Raw genomic sequence first — 22689 nt, forward strand, 5'->3', positions numbered from 1 at the left:
GCCGTAAGCCGTAAGCCGTAAGCCGTAAGCCGTAAGCCGTAAGCCGTAAGCCGTAAGCCGTAAGCAACACAGCATGACGTCATGACATGAATAGCAAAGCCCCACGATCGTATGATCCGTGGGGCTCTTTTCTTATAGCTTACAGCTTAAGGCTTGCAGCTCCTGAGCCGGCTCAGGAGTGGACCTTGGGCGGCTCGACCTCGAGCTTCTGGGCGGCGATCACCGCCTGGGTGCGCGAGTGCACACCGAGCTTGCGCAGGATGGCGGTGACGTGAGCCTTGATGGTGGCCTCCGAGACATTGAGCTCATAGGCGATCTGCTTGTTGAGCAGCCCCTCGGTCAGCATGTTGAGCACCCGGAACTGCTGGGGCGTCAGCGAGGCGATGGCCTCGGCGAAGCGGGTCTCCTCCTCGTCGGCATCGCCGATGACATCGGCCAGCTCCGCCGGCAGCCACACCTCCCCGTCGAGAATCTCGCCTACCGCCTCGGCAATCAGCTGAAGAGAGGAGGACTTGGGAATGAATCCCGAGGCACCGTAGTCGATGGCGCGACGAACCACATGGGGCTCATCGCTGCCCGAGACCACCGCCACCGGGATATCCGGGGTCTGACCACGCAGCTGGATAAGCCCCGAGAAGCCGTGGGCCCCCGGCATATGCAGGTCGAGCAGGATCAGGTCGGCGTCGGGGTGGCGGGTCACCACCTCGGCCGTTGCCTCCATGGTATCGGACTCGACGATCTCGGCCTGGGGCGCCAGCTGCCGTAGTGCCTGGGTCAGGGCTGCACGGAACAGCGGATGGTCATCGGCAACGATGAATTTCTGGGCAAAGGCCATGGATTCTCCTCCGGTTCCTCTGGCAGCGGGTCAAGGGCCGCCACTCGGGCTCATCTGCGTTTCATCGCATGTTACCCCATGGTAGCGGGGTTCCCCAAGCGCCACACGAATATTGTCGACAACTCTTCCCCAACTCGAAAAGAAGCCGACCCCTCGGGGCCGGCTCGGTGGTTCATATGGTGTCGGCTGGGTCGCAATGCCTCAGCGGTTGGCGCGATGCTCGATCAGCTCATCGACAACACTCGGATCCGCCAGGGTACTGGTGTCACCCAGGCCATCGGTCTCGTTGGCGGCGATCTTGCGCAGGATACGCCGCATGATCTTGCCTGAGCGGGTCTTGGGCAGGTCGGCGGCCCACTGAATGACGTCGGGAGAGGCGATGGGGCCGATCTCGGTGCGAATCCACTTGACGAGCTCCTTCTGCAACTCCTCGCTGGGCTCGTGTCCTTCGGTGAGGGTCACGTAGATGTAGATTCCCTGCCCCTTGATATCGTGGGGGAAGCCGACCACCGCCGCCTCGGCGACTGCATCATGGGCCACCAGCGCCGATTCGATCTCGGCCGTCCCCATTCGGTGGCCGGAGACGTTGAGCACATCATCGACACGACCGGTGATCCAGTAGTAGCCATCCTCGTCGCGACGGCAGCCGTCCCCGGTAAAATACATCCCGGGGTAGGTGGAGAAGTAGGTCTGGGTGAAGCGTTCGTGATCCCCCCAGATGGAGCGCGCGATGCCCGGCCAGGAGTCGAGAATCACCAGGTTACCCTCGGCCGCCCCCTCCAGCAGGTTGCCATCGTTATCGACGATCCCCGGTCGTACACCGAACAGCGGAAGCGTGGCGGAGCCGGGCTTGAGGTCGGTGGCACCGGGCAGCGGCGCGATCAGGATGCCGCCATTTTCGGTCTGCCACCAGGTATCAACGACCGGACACCTGGAGTTCCCGATCACGCGGTAGTACCACTCCCATGCCTCGGGGTTGATGGGCTCACCCACCGAACCGAGCAGACGCAGGCTCTCCCGAGTGCTCGAGGCCATGACATCATCGCCATGGGCGCGCAGGGCACGAATCGCGGTGGGGGCGGTATAGAGGATATTGACCTGGTGCTTGTCGACGATCTCCCCCATCCGGCCGGGTGTCGGATAGTTGGGCACCCCCTCGAACATCAGGGTAGTACCACCATTGGCAAGCGGTCCGTAGACGATATAACTGTGCCCGGTGACCCAGCCCACATCGGCGGTGCACCAGTAGATATCGCCGTCGTGATAGTCGAAGACATACTGGTGGGTCAGGGAGACGTAGGTCAGGTAGCCGCCGGTGGTGTGCTTCATGCCCTTGGGGGCACCGGTGGAGCCGGAGGTATAGAGGATGAACAGCGGATCCTCGGCCCCCATCTCCTCGGCGGCACACTCGGTGGGCTGGCCGTCGACCTGCTCGTGGTACCAGAGATCGCGCCCCTCGTGCCAGTCAATTTCGCCCCCGGTGCGCTTGACCACCAGCACCTTCTCGCAAACCTCGGCGCCCTGGCGGGTGAGGGCCGCATCGACATTATCCTTGAGCGGCACCTGCTTGCCGCCCCGCACGGACTCATCGGCGGTGATGATCAGCTTGGACTGCGCCCCGATCACGCGCTGGGCCACGGCATCCGGAGAGAAGCCGCCGAACACCACCGAGTGCACCGCCCCGATACGCGCACAGGCCAGCATGGCCACGGCTGCCTCGGGGATCATCGGCATGTAGAGCGTGACCACATCCCCCTTGCCGATGCCAAGCGCCTTGAGGGCATTGGCCAGCTGGCAGGTTCTGGCATGCAGCTCACGATAGGTGATGTTCTGGGACTCGCTGGGGTCGTCGCCCTCCCAGATGATGGCGGTCTGATCCCCCCGCGTCTCCAGATGACGATCGAGACAGTTGGCGCTGGCATTGAGGGTCCCGTCCTCGAACCAGCGGATATCGACGTTCCTGGGATCCAGAGAGGAGTGCTTGATCTTGGTCGGCGCCTTGATCCAGTCGAGGCGCTTGGCCTGCTCCGCCCAGTAGCCTTCGGGATCCTCGATCGACTGGCGATAGAGCGCCTCATATTTTGCCTTGTCGATCCAGGCATTCTTCGCCAGCGCCTCGGGAACCGGGTAGGTGTTCTTGTGCAGCTCCGTCATACAAAAGACCTCTTGATCAGGGAGAGAGTCGGGCGAACCGTCTCCAATCGCATGCGAGTTGGGCGTGCCGGCTCCATGAAAACCACTTCCAGCATATAGGTCTCGGCGCGGCCTTCCATTTAGACCTTGGTAGAAATAAAAAACCCTTTAATTACATTGGCTTAACTTAAAGTTTTGGACGATCAACCCGAAAGATAGACCAACGTCTGAGCACAGTGGCGACAGCGATATACCCGTCCGCCACGTACCAGGGCATGACGCCGAGGCGTGAAGCGATGCTCACGACAAGCACAGGCATAGCGATGGGGAGCGGGGCTCGCCCGTCCGGTATCGAAGCGATGGGTGGTGCGCGGCTCGAGCCCAAAGAGACGACGCATCACTGTCTGCCATTCCCGGCCGTGAGGCCGTGCCCGTCGGCCATCCTTCAGGTGATGAACCAGCCAGTGGGCCATCTCGTGAGGCACCACCTCGACCAGAAATTCGACACGATTCTCGGCATACAGCACCGGGTTGAAGCGAAGCCCACCGCGACCGAAGTGCGCCTGACCCGCACTTCTGCCGCGCAGATCGAGCCACACCCGGGGCCTGGGCAATTCGGGGTGGACCTCGCGGCACAGCGAATAGGCCTCCTCGACCCGCTCCTTCAGGGCGCACGCGAGATCAGGCTCAGCCAGGGAGGCCAATGTTTCGGGGTCGGGGTGGGGCAATGCGGCATGCTTCATGAGTGATAGAATGGCGCCTTGTCCCCGGAGCGTAAAGCCCCTGGCTACCAGCCTAAGCCCGTGAATCAGCGTGAGAGAGCCACGATGTCCGACACCCCACTGCCCGAACCCCTGCTCGACGATGACCAGCTCGACCGTCTCGACGATTTCCTGGCCTCGGAGCGGGTTTCCGAGGATGCCCTGGACCTGATCGGCACCCATGGCTTTCTGGTAGCCCTGGCCGTCAGTCCTCGTGAAGTGCCGCCGGCGACCTGGGTGGCGGAGCTGTTTCAGGGGGAGCCATCCTTCACCGACGACGGTGAGCGCGAGTCGATCCTCGGGCTGCTGGAGCAACTGCGTCATAACGCCATCGTCGCTCTGGAGCAGGGTCTGCTGCCGGAGCTGCCCTTCGAGCTGAGCCTGGATGATATCTCCCCGGAGGAGACTCCCATCGGCGACTGGTGTGCCGGCTTCATGGAGGGGGTATTCCTCGATGAGCCTGGCTGGTTCGAGGAGGACGAGGAGGCCGCCGCCACCCTGTTGCTGCCCTTTATGGCGCTCTCGGGGCTGTTCGACGATGAGCCGGACATGGCCGAGTTCACGACCGATACCGCCCGGCTAGAGGGGCTCGTCCGCCAGCTGCCGGAGCTGGTGCTGGACCTCTACCTTCACTATCGCGTCCCCCCGGAAACCCCCAAGCCGATGCCACGCAAGAAGAAGCCCGCCGGTCGCAGAAAAGGCAGTAAGCGACAGCCGTAAGCCGTAAGCCGTAAGCCGTAAGCCGTAAGCCGTAAGCCAGCTGTCGACGCCAAGCCCAGCGGCAAGGGGTTTTCTTATAGCTTAAAGCTTATAGCTTACAGCTCCGGGCGCAGCTCGGCCGGGGTTTTCTTACAGCTTAAAGCTTATAGCTCCCGGGGAAGCCGGGCTATTTGAGCCGGGTCAGCATGCCGTCGAGGGTGCCGAACAGCCACTCCTTGAGGCGCTGCAACAGGGGGCGCCGTGACCACATCCGGGGCTCGATCTCGTGACTATCGGCGAAGTGCTGCTCGAACAGCAGCGCCACTTCGCCGGCAAAACGCCGATCACTCACCTCCTGGTTGGCCTCAAGGTTCCAGTGCAGGCTCCAGTGGTCGAAGTTGCAGGACCCCAGACTGACCCAGTCATCGACCAGCGAGAACTTGGCATGGATAAAGGTCGGCTGGAACTCATGGATATGCACCCCGGCCTTGAGCAGACGACCGTAGAAACGCTGCCCTGCATAGCGTACCCCAGGGTGGTCATGGCGCTTGCCGGGCAGCAGCAGGCGTACCTCGACGCCCCGGCGCGCCGCCCGTGCCAGACGCAGGCGCAGGCTGAAGGTGGGCGCGAAATAGGGGGTGCAGATCCAGATGCGCTGACGAGCGGATGCCACACGATCATGCAACGAGTGGCGAATCGCCTGGTAGCGGTAACCCTGGCCACAGATCGCCCGACCGCGCATGCCGCGATAACCGCTCTCCGCATGAGCCGCGGTGGAGAGTCCGCGCACCAGCGACGCGGGACCTCGGCCCCGTGTGAGGGGAGAGTCCCACAGGCGGCAGAACAGACGTACCCAGTCGGCCACCACGGGCCCCTGGATACGCACCGCCACCTCGTACCAGGCATCGAGAAACTCGTCCACGGCTCCGAAACCGCCGGTAAAGGCGACCCGACCATCGACGACCACCAGCTTGCGGTGGTCGCGAGTCAGGTTTCGGGTCAGGGAGTGCAGCCCCAGCGGATTGAAGAAACGCAGGGCAACCCCGCCCTCCTGCAGGCGCTCGCGATCATGACGGGAAAGGCCCATGGCGCCATAGCCGTCGAGCAGTAGCAGTACCGTCACACCGCGCTGGGCGCTACTGACCAGGGCATCGATCAGGGCCGTGGCCAGCCGTCCCGACTCCATCAAGTAGAGCTCGATCAGTATCGAGGCGCGTGCCTGCTCGATGGCCTCAAACATGGCTGGAAGGAAGCGGCTCGCCTCCGGCAGCAGTTCGAAGTGGTTGCCGTCTCGCCAGTTCCCGTGCATGGCCATATCCCTGTCCGCGTCACTACATCCCCTCCTGAAACGGGTGCCGTGGCACCGAGTCGCCACTGACCCGAGGCCTCGCGACGACTATACTGGCCTTTCCTTCTTCTTTCCTGCGTCCGAGGCAAACGGATGGCCTTGCTGCACACCCTGACCACTCCCCTGCGTGCGGTGATGACCCGCATGATCGCCGCCTGGGTCCGGCCGCGTCTGATCGAGCCGCCTCCCGCCGAACTGGGGATCGCCGCCGAGCTGCCGGTATTCTATGTACTGCCTCGCACCGCCTGGAGCGATACCTGGCTGCTCGGCTCCCTCACCTCCCGCCATGGCCTGCCCGCCGCCGACAGCCGCCGCCGCTTCTCGGGCCTGAATCTCCCTGGCTGTCTGGCACTGCCACGCCGACGCCAGCGTCATACCGCGGGCCACGCGCCCCCCTTCGAGGGGCTGATCGAACGCCTCGAGGCCGATCCGGCGCTTGCGGTGCAGCTGGTGCCGGTCAGCATCTTCTGGGGGCGTGCTCCCGGCAAGCGATTCGGCTTCTGGCGCATGGTCGCCGCCGACAGCTGGCAGCTGACCGGACGCCTGCGCCGGCTGCTGGCGATACTGGTCAATCGTCGCAGCGTGGAGATCCACTTCGGCGCCCCACTGATGCTGCGCGACATCTGTGACGGCCGCGACCCGGCCCTTACCAATCGCAAGGCGGCGAGGCTGTTGCGTGTGCACTTCCGCCGGGTGCGTAGCCGGGTGCTGGGCCCGGACCTCTCCCACCGCCGCACCCTGATCGAAGGCGTGGCATCGAGCCCCCACGTTGGCCAGGTGATCAATGAGCTCGCCGGCGAAGGGCGCCAGTCGCGGCCTCGCCTGGAGCGTCGCGCCCGTCGTTACGGTCGCGAGATCGCCTCCAACATGACCTATCCGGTACTACGGTTCATGGATGGCTTGCTGCGCCGGCTGTGGAACCGCCTCTATGATGGTGTCGACGTGCGCGGCCTGGAGGCGATCAAGCCGCTGGCCGAGGACCACACCCTGGTCTATGTGCCGTGCCACCGCAGCCATATCGACTACCTCCTGCTCTCCTATGTGCTCTATCAGGAGGGCCTGATGCCGCCGCATATCGCCGCCGGACGCAACCTGGACATGCCCCTGGTCGGACCACTGCTGCGGCGTGGCGGCGCCTTCTTCCTGCGCCGCAGTTTCCGCGACAATCGGCTCTATGGCGCGGTATTCAATGAATACCTGCATCGCTTGATCGCCCGTGGGCATCCGCTGGAGTATTTCATGGAGGGCGGTCGCTCCCGCAGCGGTCGCATGCTGCCCGCGCGTCCCGGCATGCTGGCCATGACCCTGCGCTCCTTCCTGCGCAGCCACGCCGCCGGCCAGGCCCAGCCGCTGGCTTTCATTCCGGTCTATATCGGCTACGAACGGGTGATCGAAAGTGCCAGCTACCAGCGCGAGCTGCGCGGCGGCAGGAAGCGCAAGGAGACCCCGCTCTCCCTGCTTCGGGTCCTTGGCAAGCTACGCCAGCCCTTCGGTCGCGTGAGCCTCAACATCGGCGAGCCACTGCGGTTGGCCGACTACCTGGATCATGAGCTGGGCAGGCAGTGGCGAGGTGAGATCGGACCTCAGCCGGTGTGGCTCAACGACCTGGTACCCCGGCTGGGGGAAACCCTTAATCGACGCATCAATGCCGCCGCCGTCCTCAATCCGGTCAATATGGTAGCCCTGGTGCTACTGGCCACTCCTCACCATGCCATCGAGGAGCGCCTGCTGGTGCGCCAGCTTTCACTGCTGGCCGCGCTGCAGCGGCGCATGCCGGCTCCCACACGGGCCAGCCTGCCGGAGGGCGACCCCGAGGCCTGGATCGCTCAGGCACTGGCGCTGGGGATGATCCAGCGCCGTGATCAGTCCCTCGGCGATATCCTGCTTGCCGACACCCACCAGGCCAGCCAGCTGGGCTGGTATCGCAATAACGTGCTGCACCTCTTCGCCCTTGCCGGGCTCACCGCCTTCGCCTTTCGCCACCAGCCGAGACACTCCCTCGATGAGCTCGAGGCCCTGCTGGCCCCCGGCTGGCCGATTCTCGCCCGCGAGCTGATGGTGACCCCGCCCCTCGACCTGCGCGAGGCGCTGGCGGCGATGCTCGAGGTGCTGGTCGAACAGGAACTGCTGGAGCCGGATGGCGAGGGGGGCTGGCAGCGCTTCGAGGAGCGCCTGGAGGCGGGCGAAAGCCTCGACCTGCTGGGTCAACTGATGCAGCCATCACTGGAGCGTGGCTACCTGCTGCTGGCGGTGCTGATCCACACGGGCTCGGGCCATCTGACGGCCGAGTCGCTGGCCGAACACGGCCGGCTGCTCGCCGAACGACTGGCGGTGCTGTCGGGGCTAGACGCACCGGAGTTCTTCGATACCCGGCTGTTCGTCAGCCTGGTGGAGAGCCTGGAGCTGGAGGGCTGGCTGTGGCGCGACACCGAAGACCGACTCATCTTCGATGATCGACTGCGCGACGCGGCCAGGCGCTCAAGCAAGCTGTTCGACCCGGCCCTGCGCCACCGCCTGCAGCTGATCACCCGCCGCACGGAGTGATCACCCTGTCTTCAGGCTGCGATGCACATAGAGGTCATAGCGACTGGTCTTGCCCTCGATCACATGGCGCGGGGCGGGACCCTCGATCGGCGGTGCCTTCCTGGGCCGCTTGACCACCACCCGGTGGGTAGCGACATCCAGCGCCGCCTCCAGCAGACGCGGCGCATCCGCATCGTCGCCCGCCAGGGTGCGGAACAGGCGCATCTCCTTCTTGACCAGCGCCGACTTCTCGCGATGGGGAAACATCGGATCCAGATGGATGACCTGAGGCGCGAAGCCCGATTCGGCTACCCGGGCCTCGAGATCACGGGCGGCATCGCCATGCACCAGCTGCATGCGCATGGCGATCTCGGCGGTATCGGCATCGGCCAGGGCCCTGGCCAGGCCATCCTCGAGCAGGGCGAAGATCGCCGCGACTCGCTCCATCATCAGTACCCGGGCGCCCAGGCTTGCCAGCACGAAGGCATCACGGCCCAGGCCTGCGGTGGCATCCACCACCGCCGGCGTCACGCCCTGGGTGAACCCGCAGGCGCGAGCGATCAGCTGTCCGCGCCCACCGCCGAAGCGTCGCCGATGGGCGGCGCGCCCGGCGGTGAAGTCGACCGCCAGCGGCTGGCCGAAGCGCCCGGGATCGCCCTCCAGGACCAGGCACGCCTCTCGCCGCGCCAGCAGGAGCTCGGCATCCTGTGCGAAGGGAAGGCCCAGGCGCTCGGCCAGCGTTGCCAGCGCCGGGTCACTTACCGCCACCGGCAAGCGCTCACTCATTTCGCCGCGCCTGCATCCATCTTCTTCCAGGCCACCTCGTTGCGCAGGTAGACCGGCTGGGCGAGGTGGGCCGGTTGCCCCCTTCCCGCCTCCAGCTTATGCATGGCCAGCAGCGCCATATCGGCGGCATCTGCCTCCATCTCGGGCAGTTGCCGACTGACCCCTGCCTGCACCTGGGCAGGCATCCGCTCGCTCAGGCTCCAGCCGGACCCCACGCCGACCCAGCCATGGTCATCTTCCCTCACCGGCAGGCAGAGCCGCTCGGGGGCCATCACGGCCTCGTCGAGAAGCGGCTCCGGCAGCCCCTCGACGCACTGCCAGGCGGCCACGTAGATCTCGCCCATGCGGGCATCCAGGGCGGTAACCACGCTGCGAAACTGGTAGCGACGATAAGCGCCCAGCGCCAGGGCCGCCAGGGTCGAGACCCCGATCAGCGGGCGGTCGAGGCCGAAGGCGAGTCCCTGGGCGGCGCCAGCGGCAATGCGCAGGCCGGTAAAGGAGCCAGGACCGTGCCCATAGGCCACGGCGTCGAGCTCGCCGGGACGCACCCCCGCCTCGGCCAGCACCTCGTCGACCATGGGCAACAGGCGCCGGGTGTGCTCTCGGGGAGTCAGGGCGAAACGGGAAATCAGCTCATCATCGGCACCGGAGCGCCGACGCAACAGGGCAGCAGAGCAGGCGCTCGAGGAAGCATCCAGGGCCATCAGGATCGACATGGCACCACCATCTCGGGTAAACGGGCCGTCATTATACGCGGCTGGGCCCTAGACGACGATGGCCCGCTTTACGCGGGCCATCTCTCGGCGGAAACCACCCATCACCTACAACGTGTGCGACGCTTTCCCGGCGACAGGCCTACAGGGAGGCGCTGTGAATCCCTCCCTGGACGCTACCTCGGCCCTGCGGCACTCTCGCGTCCCGCTCCGCTTGCAGGTCCGGTGCTGGCCTTCCTTGGCCAGCCCGTTCGGAGCAGTGCTCCTCACCCCTGGTCCTCGGACCTCCCTTTCGACCTGCCCCCGGCGCGCCGCTGTGGGTAGCTCGATCAGCCCTCGAGTGCCTTGATCACCTGGGCCTTGATCTCGTCGACGCTGCCGACGCCTTCCACCCGATGGTAGGTCGGCGCGCTCTCGGCATCCTGCTCGGCCCAGGCCTGGTAGTAGTCGACCAGCGGCGCGGTCTGCTCATGGTAGACCGCCAGACGGTTGCGCACGGTTGACTCGCGATCGTCCTCACGCTGGATCAGTGCCTCGCCGGTCACGTCATCCTTGCCCTCTTCCCTGGGCGGGTTATGGTCGACGTGGTAGACGCGTCCCGAGCCCGGGTGCACACGACGACCGGCCATGCGGCTGACGATCTCCTCGTCATCCACGGCGATCTCGAGCACATGATCGAGCTTCACCCGGGCCTCCTTCATGGCGTCGGCCTGGGGGATGGTGCGCGGGAAGCCGTCGAACAGGAAGCCGTTGGCGCAGTCCGGCTGAGCGATGCGCTCCTTGACCAGGGCGATGATGATATCGTCTGAAACCAGGCCGCCGCTGTTCATGATCTCCTTGACCTTGACGCCCAGCTCGCTGCCCTCCTTGACGGCAGTACGCAGCATGTCACCGGTCGAGATCTGCGGAATCTTGAAGCGTTCGCAGATGAACTGGGCCTGGGTGCCCTTGCCGGCACCGGGGGCGCCCAACAGGATCAAACGCATGTTAGTGTCCTCGTGTTCAAGTGGTTGTCAGATTTGAAGAAATAGTGGGGGAGGAACGATAACCGCGGCCCACGGCCAGCACAAGCGCCGGACATTGCCGAGCCCCCTTCGCCACAGGAAAGCGCCTTTTATTTCAAGGGCATCGACTCAAGTTGCACTTTGGTCTTGGCATTCCTGCAGAGAGCGGAAATGACGACGGCGCCCGCAGGCGCCGTCGTGTGGCGGGTCGCAGTCCCCGCCCTACAGCAGCAGTCGACGGATATCGGTCAAGAGCTGTCCCAGCAGTGCGGTAAAGCGCGCCGCATCGGCACCGTTGACGGCCCGGTGGTCATAGGAGAGGCTCAGCGGCATCATCAGTCGCGGCTGGAAGCTGGCGCCATCCCAGACCGGCTTCATCGATGCCTTGGAGACCCCCAGGATAGCCACCTCAGGCGCATTGACGATGGGGGTAAAGGCGGTACCACCGATGGAACCCAGGCTGGAGATGGTGAAGCAACCGCCGGTCATCTCCTCGCGCTTGAGCTTCTTCGACTGCGCCTTCCCCGCCAGCTCCACCGACTCCTTGGCCAGGTCGATCAGCGATTTCTGGTCGGCATTGCGAATCACCGGCACCATCAGACCATCCGGGGTGTCCACGGCGATGCCGATATGCACATACTTCTTGTGCACCAGGGTCTCACCGTCGCTCTTCAGGCTGACATTGAACTGCGGGTACTGACGCAGCGCGAAGGCACACGCCTTGATCAGGAAGGGCAGCGGCGTGAGCTTGGCCCCCTGGGCCTCCGCCTCGGCCTTCATCGACTTGCGGAAGGCCTCCAGCTCGGTGATATCCGCCTCGTCGAACTGAGTGACGTGGGGCAGATTGACCCAGCTGCGGTGGAGGTTGGTGGCCCCCATCTTCATGAGGCGCCCCATGGGCTTCTCTTCCACCTCGCCGAACTGACTGAAGTCCTGATCAGGAATCGGCGGAATGCCTGAACCAGCCGCCGCCGGGGCGGCGCTGCCTGCCTCGGCCTTGCCCTGGTTGGCCATCACCTGCTTGACGTAGGCGTGGACATCCTCCTTGAGAACCCGCTTCTTGGGTCCGCTAGGCTTGACCAGAGCGAGGTCGACGCCCAGCTCGCGGGCCAGCATACGCACCGCGGGACCGGCATGTACCAGCTTGCCATCGCGGGGTTGGTGGGCCGCCATCTCGGCTTCCGGGCTCGGCGTGCCTGGCGCCGTCGTCGCGGGCTTCTCGGCCTTGGGCGATTCGCTCCGGGTGGACTCGGGGCTCTTCCTGGACGCCTGGCTGGTCGCGGGCTTGGTGGCAGCCGTCTCGATATAGCCGATCAGGTCGCCCTCGGAGACGCTGTCGCCCTCCTTGACCACGAGCTCCACCAGCTTGCCCTTGAACGGGCTCGGCACATCCATGGAGGCCTTGTCGGACTCCAGGGTGATCAGTGGCGCCTCTTCTTCCACCTCATCGCCGGCGGCCACGGCCACCTCGATGATCGGCACGTCGCTGGCACCGCCCAGATCCGGAACGCGGACCTCCTGACGCTCGGGCTCACCCGAGGAGGCCTGCTCTTCCGACTCCTCCGGCTCTTCGGCAGTCTCGCTAGCCGCGGCCGTCGGAGTGGCATCACGGGATGAGTCCGCTGCCGCATCGCCCGCCTCGCCGGCGATCTCCATGGTGCCGATGACATCGCCCTCCGAGACGGTATCCCCCTCCTTGACGGTCAGGGACACCACCTTGCCCTGGTGCGGGCTGGGCACATCCATGGAGGCCTTGTCGGACTCCAGGGTGATCAGCGGTGCCTCCAGGTCGATCTCGTCGCCCTCGGACACGGCGACGTCGATCACCTCGACATCGCTGTCACCTCCCAGGTCGGGCACGGTGATGTCCACGATGCGCTTGCCACCGCCGCTGCCCGCCGGCTTCTCGGCGGCGGGTTCCGGCTCCTTCTCGGGCGCCGGATCGCTCTGCTTCTCGCTCTCGGCGGCCGGCTCCGATTCGCCGCCACCCTCGAGTTCCAACTCGACAATAGCGTCTCCCTCGGAAACGGTATCGCCCTCCTTGACCAGCACCTTGGCCACCTTGCCGCCCTTGGGCGACGGCACATCCATGCTGGCCTTGTCGGACTCCAGGGTGATCAGGGTGTCCTCGGCCTCGATGACGTCGCCTTCCGACACCGCGATCTCGATGATCTCCACATCGGTATCGCCGCCGATGTCCGGTACTTTGATGATTTCGCTACTCAAGGTCGCGCTCCTTCCAAATCGTGCCTGGAAGGGGCGGGCATCCGCCCGCCCCACCGGATCAGTCGGTCAGCGGATTCGGCTTGGCCGGATCGATGTTGTACTTGCTCAGCGCCTCGCCGATCACCTTGCGATCGAGCTCGCCGCGCTCGGCCAGCGCCTTGAGCGCCGCCACCACCACGAAGTGACGGTCAACCTCGAAGAACTCGCGGAGCTTCTCCCGAGTGTCCGAACGCCCGAAGCCGTCGGTACCCAGCACATGGAAGTCGGTGGGCACCCAGGCTCGCACCTGATCGGCGAACAGGCGCATATAGTCGGTAGAGGCGATGGCCGGCCCCTGACGCCCCTCGAGACAGCGCGTCACATGGGGCTTGGCCGGCTCGGCCTCGGGGTTGAGGAAGGCCTGGCGGTCCAGCGCCAGCGCCTCACGGCGCAGCTCGTTGAAGCTGGGTACACTCCAGATGTCGGCGCCCACGCCCCAGTCGTCGCGCAGCAGCTCGGCGGCGGCCTCCACCTCACGCAGGATGGTGCCGGAGCCCATCAGCTGAACCCGGGCCTTGTCTCCCTGGGTCTCGCGCAGCAGGTACATGCCCTTGATGATGTCCTCGGCGGGTACCTCCTCCATCTCGGGATGCTCGTAGTTCTCGTTCATCACCGTCAGGTAGTAGAAGCAGTTCTCCTTGTCGACGAACATGCGCTTCAGGCCATCCTGTACGATGACCGCCAGCTCATGGGCATAGGTCGGGTCGTAGCTGCGGCAGTTGGGAATCATCGCCGCCTGCAGATGGCTGTGGCCATCCTGATGCTGCAGCCCCTCGCCATTGAGCGTGGTGCGCCCGGCGGTTCCCCCGACCATGAAGCCGCGTGCCTGCATGTCGCCGGCGGCCCAGGCCAGGTCCCCGATGCGCTGGAAACCAAACATCGAGTAGTAGATATAGAACGGCAGCAGCGGCAAGCCATTGTTGGCGTAGGAGGTTGCCGCGGCGATCCACGAAGACATGGCGCCCGCCTCGTTGATGCCCTCCTCGAGGACCTGACCGGCCTTGTCCTCGCGATAGAACATCAGCTGGCCCTTGTCCATGGGCTCGTACTTCTGACCGCCGGGGCTGTAGATACCCAGCTGGCGGAACATGCCCTCCATGCCGAAGGTGCGGGCCTCGTCGGGCACGATCGGCACCACCTGCTTGCCGAACGACTTGTGCTTCACCAGACCATTGAGAATCCGCACGAAGGTCATGGTGGTGGAGACCTCGCGCCCCTTCGAGCCACCCAGCTGGCTGGCGAAGATCTTGTCGTCCAGGCCAGGGATATCGAGCGGCTCGAAGTCGTACTGGCGTGCCGGCAGATAGCCACCGAGGCGCTCACGCTGGAGATGCATGTACTTCATCTCCGGGGTGTCGTCGGCCGGCTTGTAATAGGGGATCTCGTGCTCGATCGCTTCGTCGGAAACGGGAATGCCGAAGCGATCGCGGAAGCGCTTGAGCACCTCGGGGTCGTCGATGGACTTGACCTGGTGCGCCTCGTTGTCCGCCTCGCCGCCATCGACACCCAGGCCGTAGCCCTTGACGGTATGCGCCAGCACCACGGTGGGACGCCCGTTGGCGTTGTTCACCGCCTCATGGTAGGCCGCATAGACCTTGAACGGGTCATGGCCACCACGGTTGAGCTTCCAGATGTCGTCATCGGACATGTCCTTGACCATCTCGGCGGTCTCGGGGTACTTGCCGAAGAAGTGCTCCCGGGTATAGCCGCCACCCATTGCCTTGCAGTTCTGGTATTCGCCATCGACGGTCTCATCCATGACCTTCTGCAACACCCCCTTCCTGTCCTTCTCGAAGAGCGGATCCCACAGGCGCCCCCAGACCACCTTGATCACGTTCCAGCCGGCACCTCGGAACACACCCTCGAGCTCGTCCATGATGCGCGAGTTACCCCGCACCGGACCGTCGAGGCGCTGCAGGTTGCAGTTGACCACGAAGATCAGGTTATCGAGCTTTTCACGGCTGGCCAGGTGAATCGCGCCCAGGGATTCCGGCTCGTCACACTCGCCATCGCCGAGGAAGCACCAGATCTTGCGGTCCTGCATCGGCTGCAGGCCACGCTGATCCAGATACTTCATCACGTGGGCCTGATAGATGGCCATGATCGGGCCCAGGCCCATGGAAACCGTGGGCAGCTGCCAGAAGTCGGGCATCAGCCAGGGGTGCGGGTAGGAGGAGAGACCGTTGCCGTCAACCTCCTGGCGATAGCGGTCCATCTGCTCCTCGGTAAGGCGGCCTTCGAGGAAGGCGCGGGCGTAGATGCCCGGGGAGCTGTGGCCCTGAATGAAGACCAGGTCGCCCTTGAAATCGCCGTTGGCAGCGCGGAAGAAATGGTTGAATCCCACTTCATAGAGAGTCGCGCTGGACATGTAGCTGGCCAGGTGGCCACCGATACCCTTGTGCTTGCGGTTCGCCCGGGTAACCATCGCCGCCATGTTCCAGCGGATCATCGAGCGGATCTTGCGCTCCATGAAGAGATCCCCGGGCATCGGCGCCTCGCGATGCACAGGAATCGTGTTGCGATGAGGCGTGGTCGCCGAGAAAGGGGGCTGGGTACCGTCACGGCGCAGGCGGTCGGCCAGGCGGGTCAGCAGGTGCCGGGCACGCTCCTCGCCCTCGTACTCCAGGACTGATTCGAGGGCTTCCAACCACTCTGCGGTCTCGACCGGGTCGAGATCCTCTCTTGCCTCCAGACTCATAGACGTCTCTCCGAATGACGATGGATGTTGCATGCCCGCTGCTGCGCGGAAGGCAGGGCGTTCTACTGCCAGAGAGGCATCACACCCCGGGATTTTGTGTAATTTTATTACGTCACGACGCGAAAAAACCGTCGTTTCTTTGCGAAAGATACAGTAAACCTCGCCAACTGCCAAAGCAAGCACAAATGGAAATGGTTTCCAAGTCAACCATACTGCACCGCAGCACAAGGAGTTAGCATTTGAACCAGAAAGAAAATCGACGAAGGTCAAGGGGATGTAGTTAAACTACCGTATGAAGCAAGCGAGCGCCCTAGCGTTGGCGCTAGCCTACGATCAGACCGGCAGCTTGGCACTCGTGTAGCCGCTGATGAAAGTAGGCCCAGTCGAAGGCGGGCCCCGGGTCACTCTTGCGCAGCGGAGCCACCTGAGCATGTCCTGTGATACGCGACGCGTCCAGTTGAGGGTAAGCGCCGAAAAGGTCGAGCGTCACCTCGACCAGGCGCTGATACTGGGCACCGGTATAGGCAGAGACCTCGTTACCCTCCAGCTCGATGCCAATGGCAAAGTCATTGAGCGCGGTGCGCAAACGCGCACCGTCGTGCCAACTGGAACGCCCGGCATGCCAGGCCCGGCGCTGGAAAGGCACGAACTGTACGCACTCGCCACTGCGACGAATCAGCAGGTGAGCCGACACGCGCAGCCCCTGGAGGGAAACGAAGAAGGGATGCGCCTCGGGGTCCAGCCGGTTGGTGAAGAGGTGCTCGATATGCGCTCCACCATACTCACCCGGCGGCAGGCTAATGGAGTGCAGCACCAGCAGCGACACTTCATCATGCGGCCGCTCGTCACAGTTGGGCGATGGCACTCGCCGCGCCTCGGCAAGCCAACCCTCTTCAATCGCCATGCGTCTCCCCTGACGTCGCCGGTGTGGATTCCCTATAATGGACCTCCTTGACCACTCCGGCCACCCCGCGCCGGCGCCAACCCCACGAGTGACCCGCATGGACTTCCAGGACGCCCTGCCTTACCACAACAAGCTCGTCGAAGAGATTCGCGATGCCGCCGCCCGCCTGCTGGCCGAGGACGTTGGCCCGGGCGATATCACCGCCCAACTGATTCCTGCCGAGCAGTTCGCCAGGGCTCGCGTCATCACCCGCGATGACTGCGTGCTGTGCGGGGTGGCCTGGGTCGATGAACTGTTCCGCCGCCTCGATGCCACGGTGACCCTGCGCTGGCTGGCCGCCGACGGAGACACCCTGAAGGCCGGCCAATGCTTCCTCGAGCTGGAGGGGGCGGCGCGCAGCCTGCTGACCGGCGAGCGCGCGGCACTCAACCTGTTGCAGACGCTATCCGCTACCGCCACTCACACCCGCCACTATGTCGACCTGATCGCCGACACCGGCGTACGCCTGCTCGACACCCGCAAGACCCTGCCCGGCCTGCGCCTGGCGCAGAAGTATGCGGTGGCCTGCGGCGGAGGGCACAATCATCGGATCGGGCTATGGGATGCCTTCCTGATCAAGGAGAACCATATCGCCGCCTGTGGTGGTATCGAGGCGGCGGTGAGCGAGGCCCGCCGCATCGCGAGCGACCTGCCGGTAGAGGTGGAGGTGGAGAGCCTCGACGAGCTTGACCAGGCCCTGGCGGCCGATGCCGACATCATCATGCTCGACAATTTCGGCCTCGACGAGCTGCGGGAGGCCGTACGCCGCAACGCCGGCAAGGCGACCCTGGAGGCCTCCGGCAACGTCGACAGGAGTACGCTGCGCGCCATCGCCGACACCGGGGTCGACTGCATCTCCAGCGGCGCCCTGACCAAGGATGTCAAGGCGATCGACCTCTCCATGCGCCTGGAAGACTAGGTCTGCAGCGCGACCAGCGACTTCTCCAGCCGATGGCGAGACAGCCGCTCACCGTTGCGCTCCACATACTCATGACCAAGGTCGCGCCAGCCGCGCCGTTCCAGCCCCACGGCCAGCATCAGGCTCGCCTCGATGCTGGCACGAGACACTCCGCGCTCGATCAGCAGTCGCTCGGCGTGAATCAATAGCGTTGAACCGATGCCGCGACGCGCCAGCGAAGGCCACACATAGAGCGTCACGATGCGGCCGGCAAGGGGCTCCAGCTCGAGAAAGCCGACGCAGCGGCCGTCACACTCCGCCACCAGAGTGGTATAGAGGGCCTGTCGCGCCGCCCAGGCACACGCCTCTCGCGGCAACGCCGAGACCCAGGCGTCACGCTGTGGCCTGGTGTAGTGCGCGGCTGCACCCTGCATCACCGCATGATGAAAGATCTCGGCCTGGTCGCCGGCGTCTCGCGCCAGGGCCTCGCGGTAGCGTATTCGCGGTGCGGGGCAGCGCGGGGCCTCGCTCTTCGGCACAGCAGCCGTTTCACCCATGGGATGTCTCGCAACGTTGATGACTGCCGAGAGACTACACAACCCAGAGCCGACAGGCCAACCACGGTCGCCGGCCTGTGCGGGGCCAGGCATAATGACCTCCATGAGCGATCACTCCTCCCCCCCGGCCATCAGCCTGTCGCCCATCGGCATTATCGAGAGCGACTTCCCCGACAAGTTCGGCGTACCCCGGCAGCCCGGTCTCGCCCCATCGGCACGCGCCGCCCTCCAGCTACTCCCGCCCTATGACGACCCGCTGACGGTCAGGGGGCTGGAGGCCTTCAGCCACCTGTGGCTCACCTTTCTCTTCCACCACAGCCCCGAACGCTGGACACCACTGGTGCGGCCGCCACGCCTTGGCGGCAATCGTCGGGTCGGAGTCTTCGCCAGTCGCAGCACGCATCGGCCCAACCGCCTGGGGCTCTCGCTTGTCGAACTGATCGGGGTCGACACCCGGGACGGTGTCAGGCTGCGGCTCGCCGGTGCCGACCTGGTGCACGGCACTCCGGTGCTGGATATCAAGCCTTACCTGCCCTGGGCAGAAGCCAGGCCTGAGGCCCGCGCCGGCTTCGCTCCCGAGGCTCCTCTCCAGCTTCCAGTATGCTTCGCTCACGCAGCCGAAGCGACGCTAGCCAAGCGTGATGACGCGGCCTCGCTGCGCTCACTGATCGAGGAGGTACTGAGCCAGGACCCACGACCGGCCTATCGAGACGACGATGAGACACGCCGTTATGGCGTTCGCCTGCGCGAGCTGGATATACGCTTTCGTGTTGTGGCTACACCCGATGGCAGCAGTCTTCTGGAGGTACTGGAGATCGTGCCTGAATGAACGATCAAGGGCCCCGCAGGGCCCCTGGTGACGCCAATGTGACGGCTCTGCTTCAGTCGAAGCTGATCCCGATACGACGACCGACTTCCTCGTAGGCCTCGATCACGCCACCGAGGCCCTGGCGGAAGCGATCCTTGTCGAGCTTCTCGCGCGTCTTAGCGTCCCACAGACGGCAACCGTCCGGGGAGAACTCATCGCCCAGCACGAGCTGCCCCTTGAAGAGACCGAACTCCAGCTTGTAGTCCACCAGCAGCAGGCCGCCATCGGCAAACAGCTGCTTGAGCACCGCGTTGACCTTGAAGGTCAGTGCTTTCATCTCGGCCAGCTGGTCGGCGGTCGCCCAGCCGAAGGTTTCGGCCAACGACTCGTTGATCATGGGATCGTGCAGGGCGTCATTCTTGAGAAACAGCTCGAAGGTGGGCGGCGAGAGCGCCTCCCCCTCGGTCACGCCCAGCCGCTTGACCAGGCTGCCCGCGGCAATATTGCGCACCACGCACTCCACCGGAATCATCTCCAGCGTCTTGACCAGGCTTTCGGTGTCGGAGAGGCGCTTCTCGAAGTGGGTGGGCACCCCCGCTGCGGTCAACGTCTCCATGATGAAGGCGTTGAAGCGGTTGTTGACCATCCCCTTGCGGTCCAGCGACTCCATGCGCTCGCCGTCGAAGGCGCTGGTGTCATCGCGGAATTGCAGTATGACGCGATCCGGGTCATCGGTGGTGAAGACCGACTTGGCCTTGCCGGCGTAGAGTTCTTGACGCTTTTCCATGGAAGCCTCCGGAGGGCTTGGTCAGTTGGCAGGTTGCAGCTCAGGCGATGGCCTGCCATGCCAGGCCATCGTCCTGGCAGGCTACCATCAACCGCGATGTGTCACCGTCGAGCAGTGGCGTCAAAGCCTCCAGCGCCAGCTCGGGGCGATTGTTGTGTTCAGATAGATGCGAACAGGCGATTCGCTGCAGGCGGTCGAGGCCGAGCCGGGTCAGCAGTGTTGCCGCCTGAGTATTGGCCAGATGCCCCCAGTCGCCTCCCACTCGCCGCTTGAGGCGTGGTGGATAGGGGCCCTCGGCAAGCATCCGGACATCATGGTTGCACTCAAGCACCAGGGCATCGCAGCCGGCAAAGGCCTGGGCGACATGCTCGGTGGGGTGTCCGAGGTCGGTAAGCAGCCCCAGGTGTCGCTCACCGCCCTGGATACGAAACTGTACCGGCTCGCGGGCATCATGCGGCACGGTCACCGGGTCGATAGACAGCCCCTTCACGGCGAAGCGCGCCTGGGGAGTGATCCAGTGGCGTTTGGGCAGTTCACCCAGACGGCCGCTGCCCCAGGTACCTGGTGTCAACCATACCGGCACCCCATAGCGACGAGCCAGGGGGCCAACTCCACGAATATGGTCGCCATGCTCATGGGTCACCAGTAGGGCATCGAGCTGCCGTGGGTGCAGGCCCATACGGGCCAGGCGATGCTCTGCTTCGCGCAGCGTGAAGCCACAGTCCACCAGCAGGTGAGTCTCGCCGTCGCTGACCAGGGTCGCATTACCCTTGCTGCCACTGCCCAGCGATGCAAAATGCAGCCGCCCGCGGTGCCGCGCGACGGTGTTATCGGCCTCTCCCATCAGCGCAGCAGGCTCGCCACCCGCTCCAGCAGTTCACGCCGGTCCTCGGCACTGAAGTCACGCTCGCTGACATTTATCGCCCGCAGTAGGGTCCTATCGGAGTCCTCGCGCTCCAGCTCCAGGCGAATCTGCTGATGCATCTTACGAACGTCGGCACTGAAGACGATTTGAAGCGGGTTACGGTTTCGCTCCGTCACCGTCATGTAGCTCACGAGAAAGCTGTAGTCTCTCGAGTTGCTGTTCAGCAGCTCACGGCGATCCTCGACGGTGAAGTCCTGCTCGAGCTGGTGGTTGAGCTCGGCCCAGGTGCGATCGATATCCAATGGCACATCGACCATCCACTCGTCGCCCCGCTGAACCAGGCGCAGACGCTCCCCGCCGGCCAATCGCTGGGCCTGCAACGAGGCGGTGCTCGACGCCGTGGCGCTACGTGCACTGAAATACTGCTCGAGAGCATCCAGGCAGGCCTCCACAGATCGCCCTGCCTGGTCGCAGCGCACCTCGCTGTCCCCGGCGCGCAGCCCCTGCCGAACACTCAATCGCCCTTGGCGTGTCTCGACCACCCCGCGACTCGAATCGCTCGTGACCACTCCCAGGCCACGGCTACGCGCGAAGCTCTCCAGTTGTGGCCAGACGCTGTCTGGCGCGGCTCCCACCACCAGCCAGGCGTCATCGCCCACTCGGCGGGATTCTACGAATTCTCGCTGAATGCGCCCCATCCCCAGTGGCTGTGGTGCCGGCGCCTCGAAGCCTTCCGTCGAGCCGCGAAAGTCGCCTGCAATCTCGGGTATCGGCATGACATCGCGATAGCGTTCGGCCGCACGACTCTTGGGCAGCGCTAGAGGCGCCGCCTGACGGGCATCGGCATAGTCGATATTACGATCGTGATAATAACCGCCATCACGGGCACAGCCAGCCAAGGCGACGAGCATCGCCAGCGGCAGCCATTTCAGCGCTGAGTTCATGGGTCTACCTTGCATCCAGTTGTCCAAGGGCCGGCGCAGCGCCGATCAGTCGTCGATCAGACCGGCCAGCTGCAGGGCTTCGCTGATGGTGGAGTGGTACTTCTCGGATAGCCAGGTGAGCGGCAGACGAATACCCGGCTCGAGCAGCCCCATGCGATTGAGCGCCCATTTAACCGGAATCGGGTTAGCCTCAATGCCGAGATTGGTATGCAGCGGCATCAGGCGGGTATTGAGCTGATGCGCTCGCTCGGCATCTCCAGCCACCGCGGCGACACATAGGTCGTGCATGGCCTGGGGCGCCACATTGGCCGTCACAGAGATATCTCCGTGTCCGCCCATCAGCATGAAGTCGCAGGCGGTGCCATCATCACCCGAGTAGAGCATGAAGCCACTGCCCGCTAGACGATTGATCAGGTCCTCGGCACGCTCCAGATTACCGGTGGCATCCTTTAGCCCGACAATATTGTCGACCTCGGCGAGACGCAGCACGGTCTCGTTGTAGAGGTCGGAGCAGGTGCGGCCTGGTACATTGTAAAGGATCACCGGAAGCTCACTACCTTCGGCAACCGCCTTGAAGTGGCGGTAGAGCCCCTCCTGGGTTGGCTTGTTGTAGTAGGGACAGACCGAGAGGCAGTAGTCTGCACCAACCTCGCTGGCATAGCGAGCCAGCTCCACGGCCTCGGAGGTAGCATTGGCACCGGTACCGGCAATCACCGGAATCCGTCCGTCAACCTCTTCCACCACCGCCCGAATCACATCGAAGTGTTCGGCAAATGACATGGTGGTGGGCTCGCCGGTGGTACCGGCGGCGACGATGCCATCGGTGCCATGGTCGAGATGGAAGTTCACCAGGCGACGCAGCGCCTCCCAATCGATATCGCCATTGACCTTCATCGGCGTCGCCAGGGCGACGATGCTTCCCGTGACCATCCTCTCTATCCTCTCGGTTCGACTGCTGCCGGCTCGATTGCCTCTCGGCGCCCCGGCCCTAGCGGCGCCCAAAAAAGGGCAGGTCGCTGCCCCCAAGGTTCAAATGGTACTCAGGCGGCCCAGGCCTGTACAGCGACGCAACCAGATTCCACCGACCTCTTTGACAGACGATCGGGGGTTGCGTGTAATCGA

At 64.5% G+C, this 22689-nt stretch carries 19 protein-coding genes; 4 read left to right on the forward strand and 15 right to left on the reverse strand.

Features of this window, described 5'->3' with window-relative positions; translation table 11 throughout:
* Positions 1-172: 172 nt before the first annotated feature.
* The 3 genes from E0702_RS14200 to E0702_RS14210 form a co-directional block, all read right to left on the reverse strand.
* Positions 173-835: a LuxR C-terminal-related transcriptional regulator gene (locus E0702_RS14200; RefSeq protein ID WP_132044969.1), complete on the reverse strand. Its 663-nt coding sequence runs from the start codon at positions 833-835 to the stop codon at positions 173-175.
* Positions 836-1036: 201 nt separating this feature from the next.
* A complete protein-coding gene (gene acs, locus E0702_RS14205; protein ID WP_132044971.1) occupies positions 1037-2989 on the reverse strand; it encodes an acetate--CoA ligase in 1953 nt (650 codons plus the stop codon).
* Positions 2990-3171: 182 nt separating this feature from the next.
* Entirely contained in the window at positions 3172-3711 is a 540-nt protein-coding gene (locus E0702_RS14210; RefSeq protein ID WP_132044973.1) for a SprT family zinc-dependent metalloprotease, read from the reverse strand.
* Positions 3712-3795: 84 nt separating this feature from the next.
* Here E0702_RS14210 and E0702_RS14215 point away from each other — a divergent pair, with 84 nt between their 5' ends.
* A complete protein-coding gene (locus E0702_RS14215; RefSeq protein WP_132044975.1) occupies positions 3796-4449 on the forward strand; it encodes a YecA/YgfB family protein in 654 nt (217 codons plus the stop codon).
* 166 nt (positions 4450-4615) lie between these two features.
* On the opposite strand, the gene E0702_RS14220 is transcribed toward E0702_RS14215, so the two are convergent.
* Positions 4616-5737 carry a phospholipase D-like domain-containing protein gene (locus E0702_RS14220; RefSeq protein ID WP_132044977.1) on the reverse strand — a complete coding sequence of 374 codons (1122 nt, stop codon included), beginning with the start codon at positions 5735-5737 and terminating at the stop codon, positions 4616-4618.
* A 132-nt stretch (positions 5738-5869) separates the two neighbouring features.
* Here E0702_RS14220 and plsB point away from each other — a divergent pair, with 132 nt between their 5' ends.
* Positions 5870-8320: a glycerol-3-phosphate 1-O-acyltransferase PlsB gene (plsB, locus tag E0702_RS14225; RefSeq protein WP_165927535.1), complete on the forward strand. Its 2451-nt coding sequence runs from the start codon at positions 5870-5872 to the stop codon at positions 8318-8320.
* Here plsB and E0702_RS14230 read toward each other — a convergent pair whose 3' ends face one another.
* From E0702_RS14230 to ampD, 6 genes are all read right to left on the reverse strand, one after another.
* On the reverse strand, positions 8321-9085 hold the full coding sequence (locus tag E0702_RS14230; RefSeq protein ID WP_132044979.1) for a class I SAM-dependent methyltransferase: 765 nt from the start codon (positions 9083-9085) through the stop codon (positions 8321-8323).
* Positions 9082-9801 carry a tRNA (adenosine(37)-N6)-threonylcarbamoyltransferase complex dimerization subunit type 1 TsaB gene (tsaB, locus tag E0702_RS14235; RefSeq protein ID WP_132044981.1) on the reverse strand — a complete coding sequence of 240 codons (720 nt, stop codon included), beginning with the start codon at positions 9799-9801 and terminating at the stop codon, positions 9082-9084. Before tsaB ends, E0702_RS14230 begins: the two co-directional genes overlap by 4 nt.
* 326 nt (positions 9802-10127) lie before the next feature.
* Entirely contained in the window at positions 10128-10784 is a 657-nt protein-coding gene (gene adk, locus E0702_RS14240) for an adenylate kinase (protein ID WP_132044983.1), read from the reverse strand.
* Between the two features lie 240 nt (positions 10785-11024).
* Entirely contained in the window at positions 11025-13028 is a 2004-nt protein-coding gene (gene aceF, locus E0702_RS14245) for a pyruvate dehydrogenase complex dihydrolipoyllysine-residue acetyltransferase (RefSeq protein WP_132044985.1), read from the reverse strand.
* A 58-nt stretch (positions 13029-13086) separates the two neighbouring features.
* Positions 13087-15765: a pyruvate dehydrogenase (acetyl-transferring), homodimeric type gene (gene aceE / locus E0702_RS14250; protein WP_132044987.1), complete on the reverse strand. Its 2679-nt coding sequence runs from the start codon at positions 15763-15765 to the stop codon at positions 13087-13089.
* A gap of 322 nt (positions 15766-16087) precedes the next feature.
* Positions 16088-16669 carry a 1,6-anhydro-N-acetylmuramyl-L-alanine amidase AmpD gene (gene ampD, locus E0702_RS14255; RefSeq protein ID WP_132044989.1) on the reverse strand — a complete coding sequence of 194 codons (582 nt, stop codon included), beginning with the start codon at positions 16667-16669 and terminating at the stop codon, positions 16088-16090.
* A 97-nt stretch (positions 16670-16766) separates the two neighbouring features.
* Between ampD and nadC the strand changes: the two genes are divergently transcribed.
* Entirely contained in the window at positions 16767-17627 is an 861-nt protein-coding gene (gene nadC, locus E0702_RS14260) for a carboxylating nicotinate-nucleotide diphosphorylase (RefSeq protein WP_132045059.1), read from the forward strand.
* Here nadC and E0702_RS14265 read toward each other — a convergent pair.
* Positions 17624-18163, reverse strand: a complete 540-nt coding sequence (locus E0702_RS14265; RefSeq protein WP_132044991.1) for a GNAT family N-acetyltransferase — start codon at positions 18161-18163, stop codon at positions 17624-17626. The two genes, nadC and E0702_RS14265, sit on opposite strands and share 4 nt — an antisense overlap.
* A gap of 103 nt (positions 18164-18266) precedes the next feature.
* Between E0702_RS14265 and tsaA the strand changes: the two genes are divergently transcribed.
* On the forward strand, positions 18267-18992 hold the full coding sequence (tsaA, locus tag E0702_RS14270; RefSeq protein ID WP_132044993.1) for a tRNA (N6-threonylcarbamoyladenosine(37)-N6)-methyltransferase TrmO: 726 nt from the start codon (positions 18267-18269) through the stop codon (positions 18990-18992).
* Between the two features lie 52 nt (positions 18993-19044).
* Here tsaA and purC read toward each other — a convergent pair whose 3' ends face one another.
* Genes purC through dapA form a run of 4 tightly spaced genes read right to left on the reverse strand, consistent with a single transcriptional unit; the run spans position 19045 to position 22497 of the window.
* On the reverse strand, positions 19045-19758 hold the full coding sequence (gene purC / locus E0702_RS14275) for a phosphoribosylaminoimidazolesuccinocarboxamide synthase (RefSeq protein ID WP_132044995.1): 714 nt from the start codon (positions 19756-19758) through the stop codon (positions 19045-19047).
* 40 nt (positions 19759-19798) lie between these two features.
* Positions 19799-20602 carry an MBL fold metallo-hydrolase gene (locus tag E0702_RS14280; RefSeq protein ID WP_132044997.1) on the reverse strand — a complete coding sequence of 268 codons (804 nt, stop codon included), beginning with the start codon at positions 20600-20602 and terminating at the stop codon, positions 19799-19801.
* Complete coding sequence (locus E0702_RS14285; protein ID WP_132044999.1) at positions 20602-21567, reverse strand: lipoprotein, NlpB; 966 nt, start codon at positions 21565-21567, stop codon at positions 20602-20604. The genes E0702_RS14280 and E0702_RS14285 overlap by 1 nt, the downstream gene beginning before the upstream one ends.
* 45 nt (positions 21568-21612) lie before the next feature.
* A complete protein-coding gene (gene dapA / locus E0702_RS14290; RefSeq protein WP_132045001.1) occupies positions 21613-22497 on the reverse strand; it encodes a 4-hydroxy-tetrahydrodipicolinate synthase in 885 nt (294 codons plus the stop codon).
* Positions 22498-22689: the final 192 nt, after the last annotated feature.

The sequence above is a fragment of the Halomonas marinisediminis genome (genome assembly GCF_004347715.1).
Lineage (GTDB): Bacteria > Pseudomonadota > Gammaproteobacteria > Pseudomonadales > Halomonadaceae > Halomonas > Halomonas icarae.

What these genes read in the sequence shown, in the direction of transcription:
- E0702_RS14200 (WP_132044969.1), bottom strand. Translation starts at nt 835, where the DNA reads ATGGCCTTTGCCCAGAAATTCATCGTTGCCGATGACCATCCGCTGTTC.
- acs (WP_132044971.1), bottom strand. Translation starts at nt 2,989, where the DNA reads ATGACGGAGCTGCACAAGAACACCTACCCGGTTCCCGAGGCGCTGGCG.
- E0702_RS14210 (WP_132044973.1), bottom strand. Translation starts at nt 3,711, where the DNA reads ATGAAGCATGCCGCATTGCCCCACCCCGACCCCGAAACATTGGCCTCC.
- E0702_RS14215 (WP_132044975.1), top strand. Translation starts at nt 3,796, where the DNA reads ATGTCCGACACCCCACTGCCCGAACCCCTGCTCGACGATGACCAGCTC.
- E0702_RS14220 (WP_132044977.1), bottom strand. Translation starts at nt 5,737, where the DNA reads ATGCACGGGAACTGGCGAGACGGCAACCACTTCGAACTGCTGCCGGAG.
- plsB (WP_165927535.1), top strand. Translation starts at nt 5,870, where the DNA reads ATGGCCTTGCTGCACACCCTGACCACTCCCCTGCGTGCGGTGATGACC.
- E0702_RS14230 (WP_132044979.1), bottom strand. Translation starts at nt 9,085, where the DNA reads ATGAGTGAGCGCTTGCCGGTGGCGGTAAGTGACCCGGCGCTGGCAACG.
- tsaB (WP_132044981.1), bottom strand. Translation starts at nt 9,801, where the DNA reads ATGTCGATCCTGATGGCCCTGGATGCTTCCTCGAGCGCCTGCTCTGCT.
- adk (WP_132044983.1), bottom strand. Translation starts at nt 10,784, where the DNA reads ATGCGTTTGATCCTGTTGGGCGCCCCCGGTGCCGGCAAGGGCACCCAG.
- aceE (WP_132044987.1), bottom strand. Translation starts at nt 15,765, where the DNA reads ATGAGTCTGGAGGCAAGAGAGGATCTCGACCCGGTCGAGACCGCAGAG.
- ampD (WP_132044989.1), bottom strand. Translation starts at nt 16,669, where the DNA reads ATGGCGATTGAAGAGGGTTGGCTTGCCGAGGCGCGGCGAGTGCCATCG.
- nadC (WP_132045059.1), top strand. Translation starts at nt 16,767, where the DNA reads ATGGACTTCCAGGACGCCCTGCCTTACCACAACAAGCTCGTCGAAGAG.
- E0702_RS14265 (WP_132044991.1), bottom strand. Translation starts at nt 18,163, where the DNA reads ATGGGTGAAACGGCTGCTGTGCCGAAGAGCGAGGCCCCGCGCTGCCCC.
- tsaA (WP_132044993.1), top strand. Translation starts at nt 18,267, where the DNA reads ATGAGCGATCACTCCTCCCCCCCGGCCATCAGCCTGTCGCCCATCGGC.
- purC (WP_132044995.1), bottom strand. Translation starts at nt 19,758, where the DNA reads ATGGAAAAGCGTCAAGAACTCTACGCCGGCAAGGCCAAGTCGGTCTTC.
- E0702_RS14280 (WP_132044997.1), bottom strand. Translation starts at nt 20,602, where the DNA reads ATGGGAGAGGCCGATAACACCGTCGCGCGGCACCGCGGGCGGCTGCAT.
- E0702_RS14285 (WP_132044999.1), bottom strand. Translation starts at nt 21,567, where the DNA reads ATGAACTCAGCGCTGAAATGGCTGCCGCTGGCGATGCTCGTCGCCTTG.
- dapA (WP_132045001.1), bottom strand. Translation starts at nt 22,497, where the DNA reads ATGGTCACGGGAAGCATCGTCGCCCTGGCGACGCCGATGAAGGTCAAT.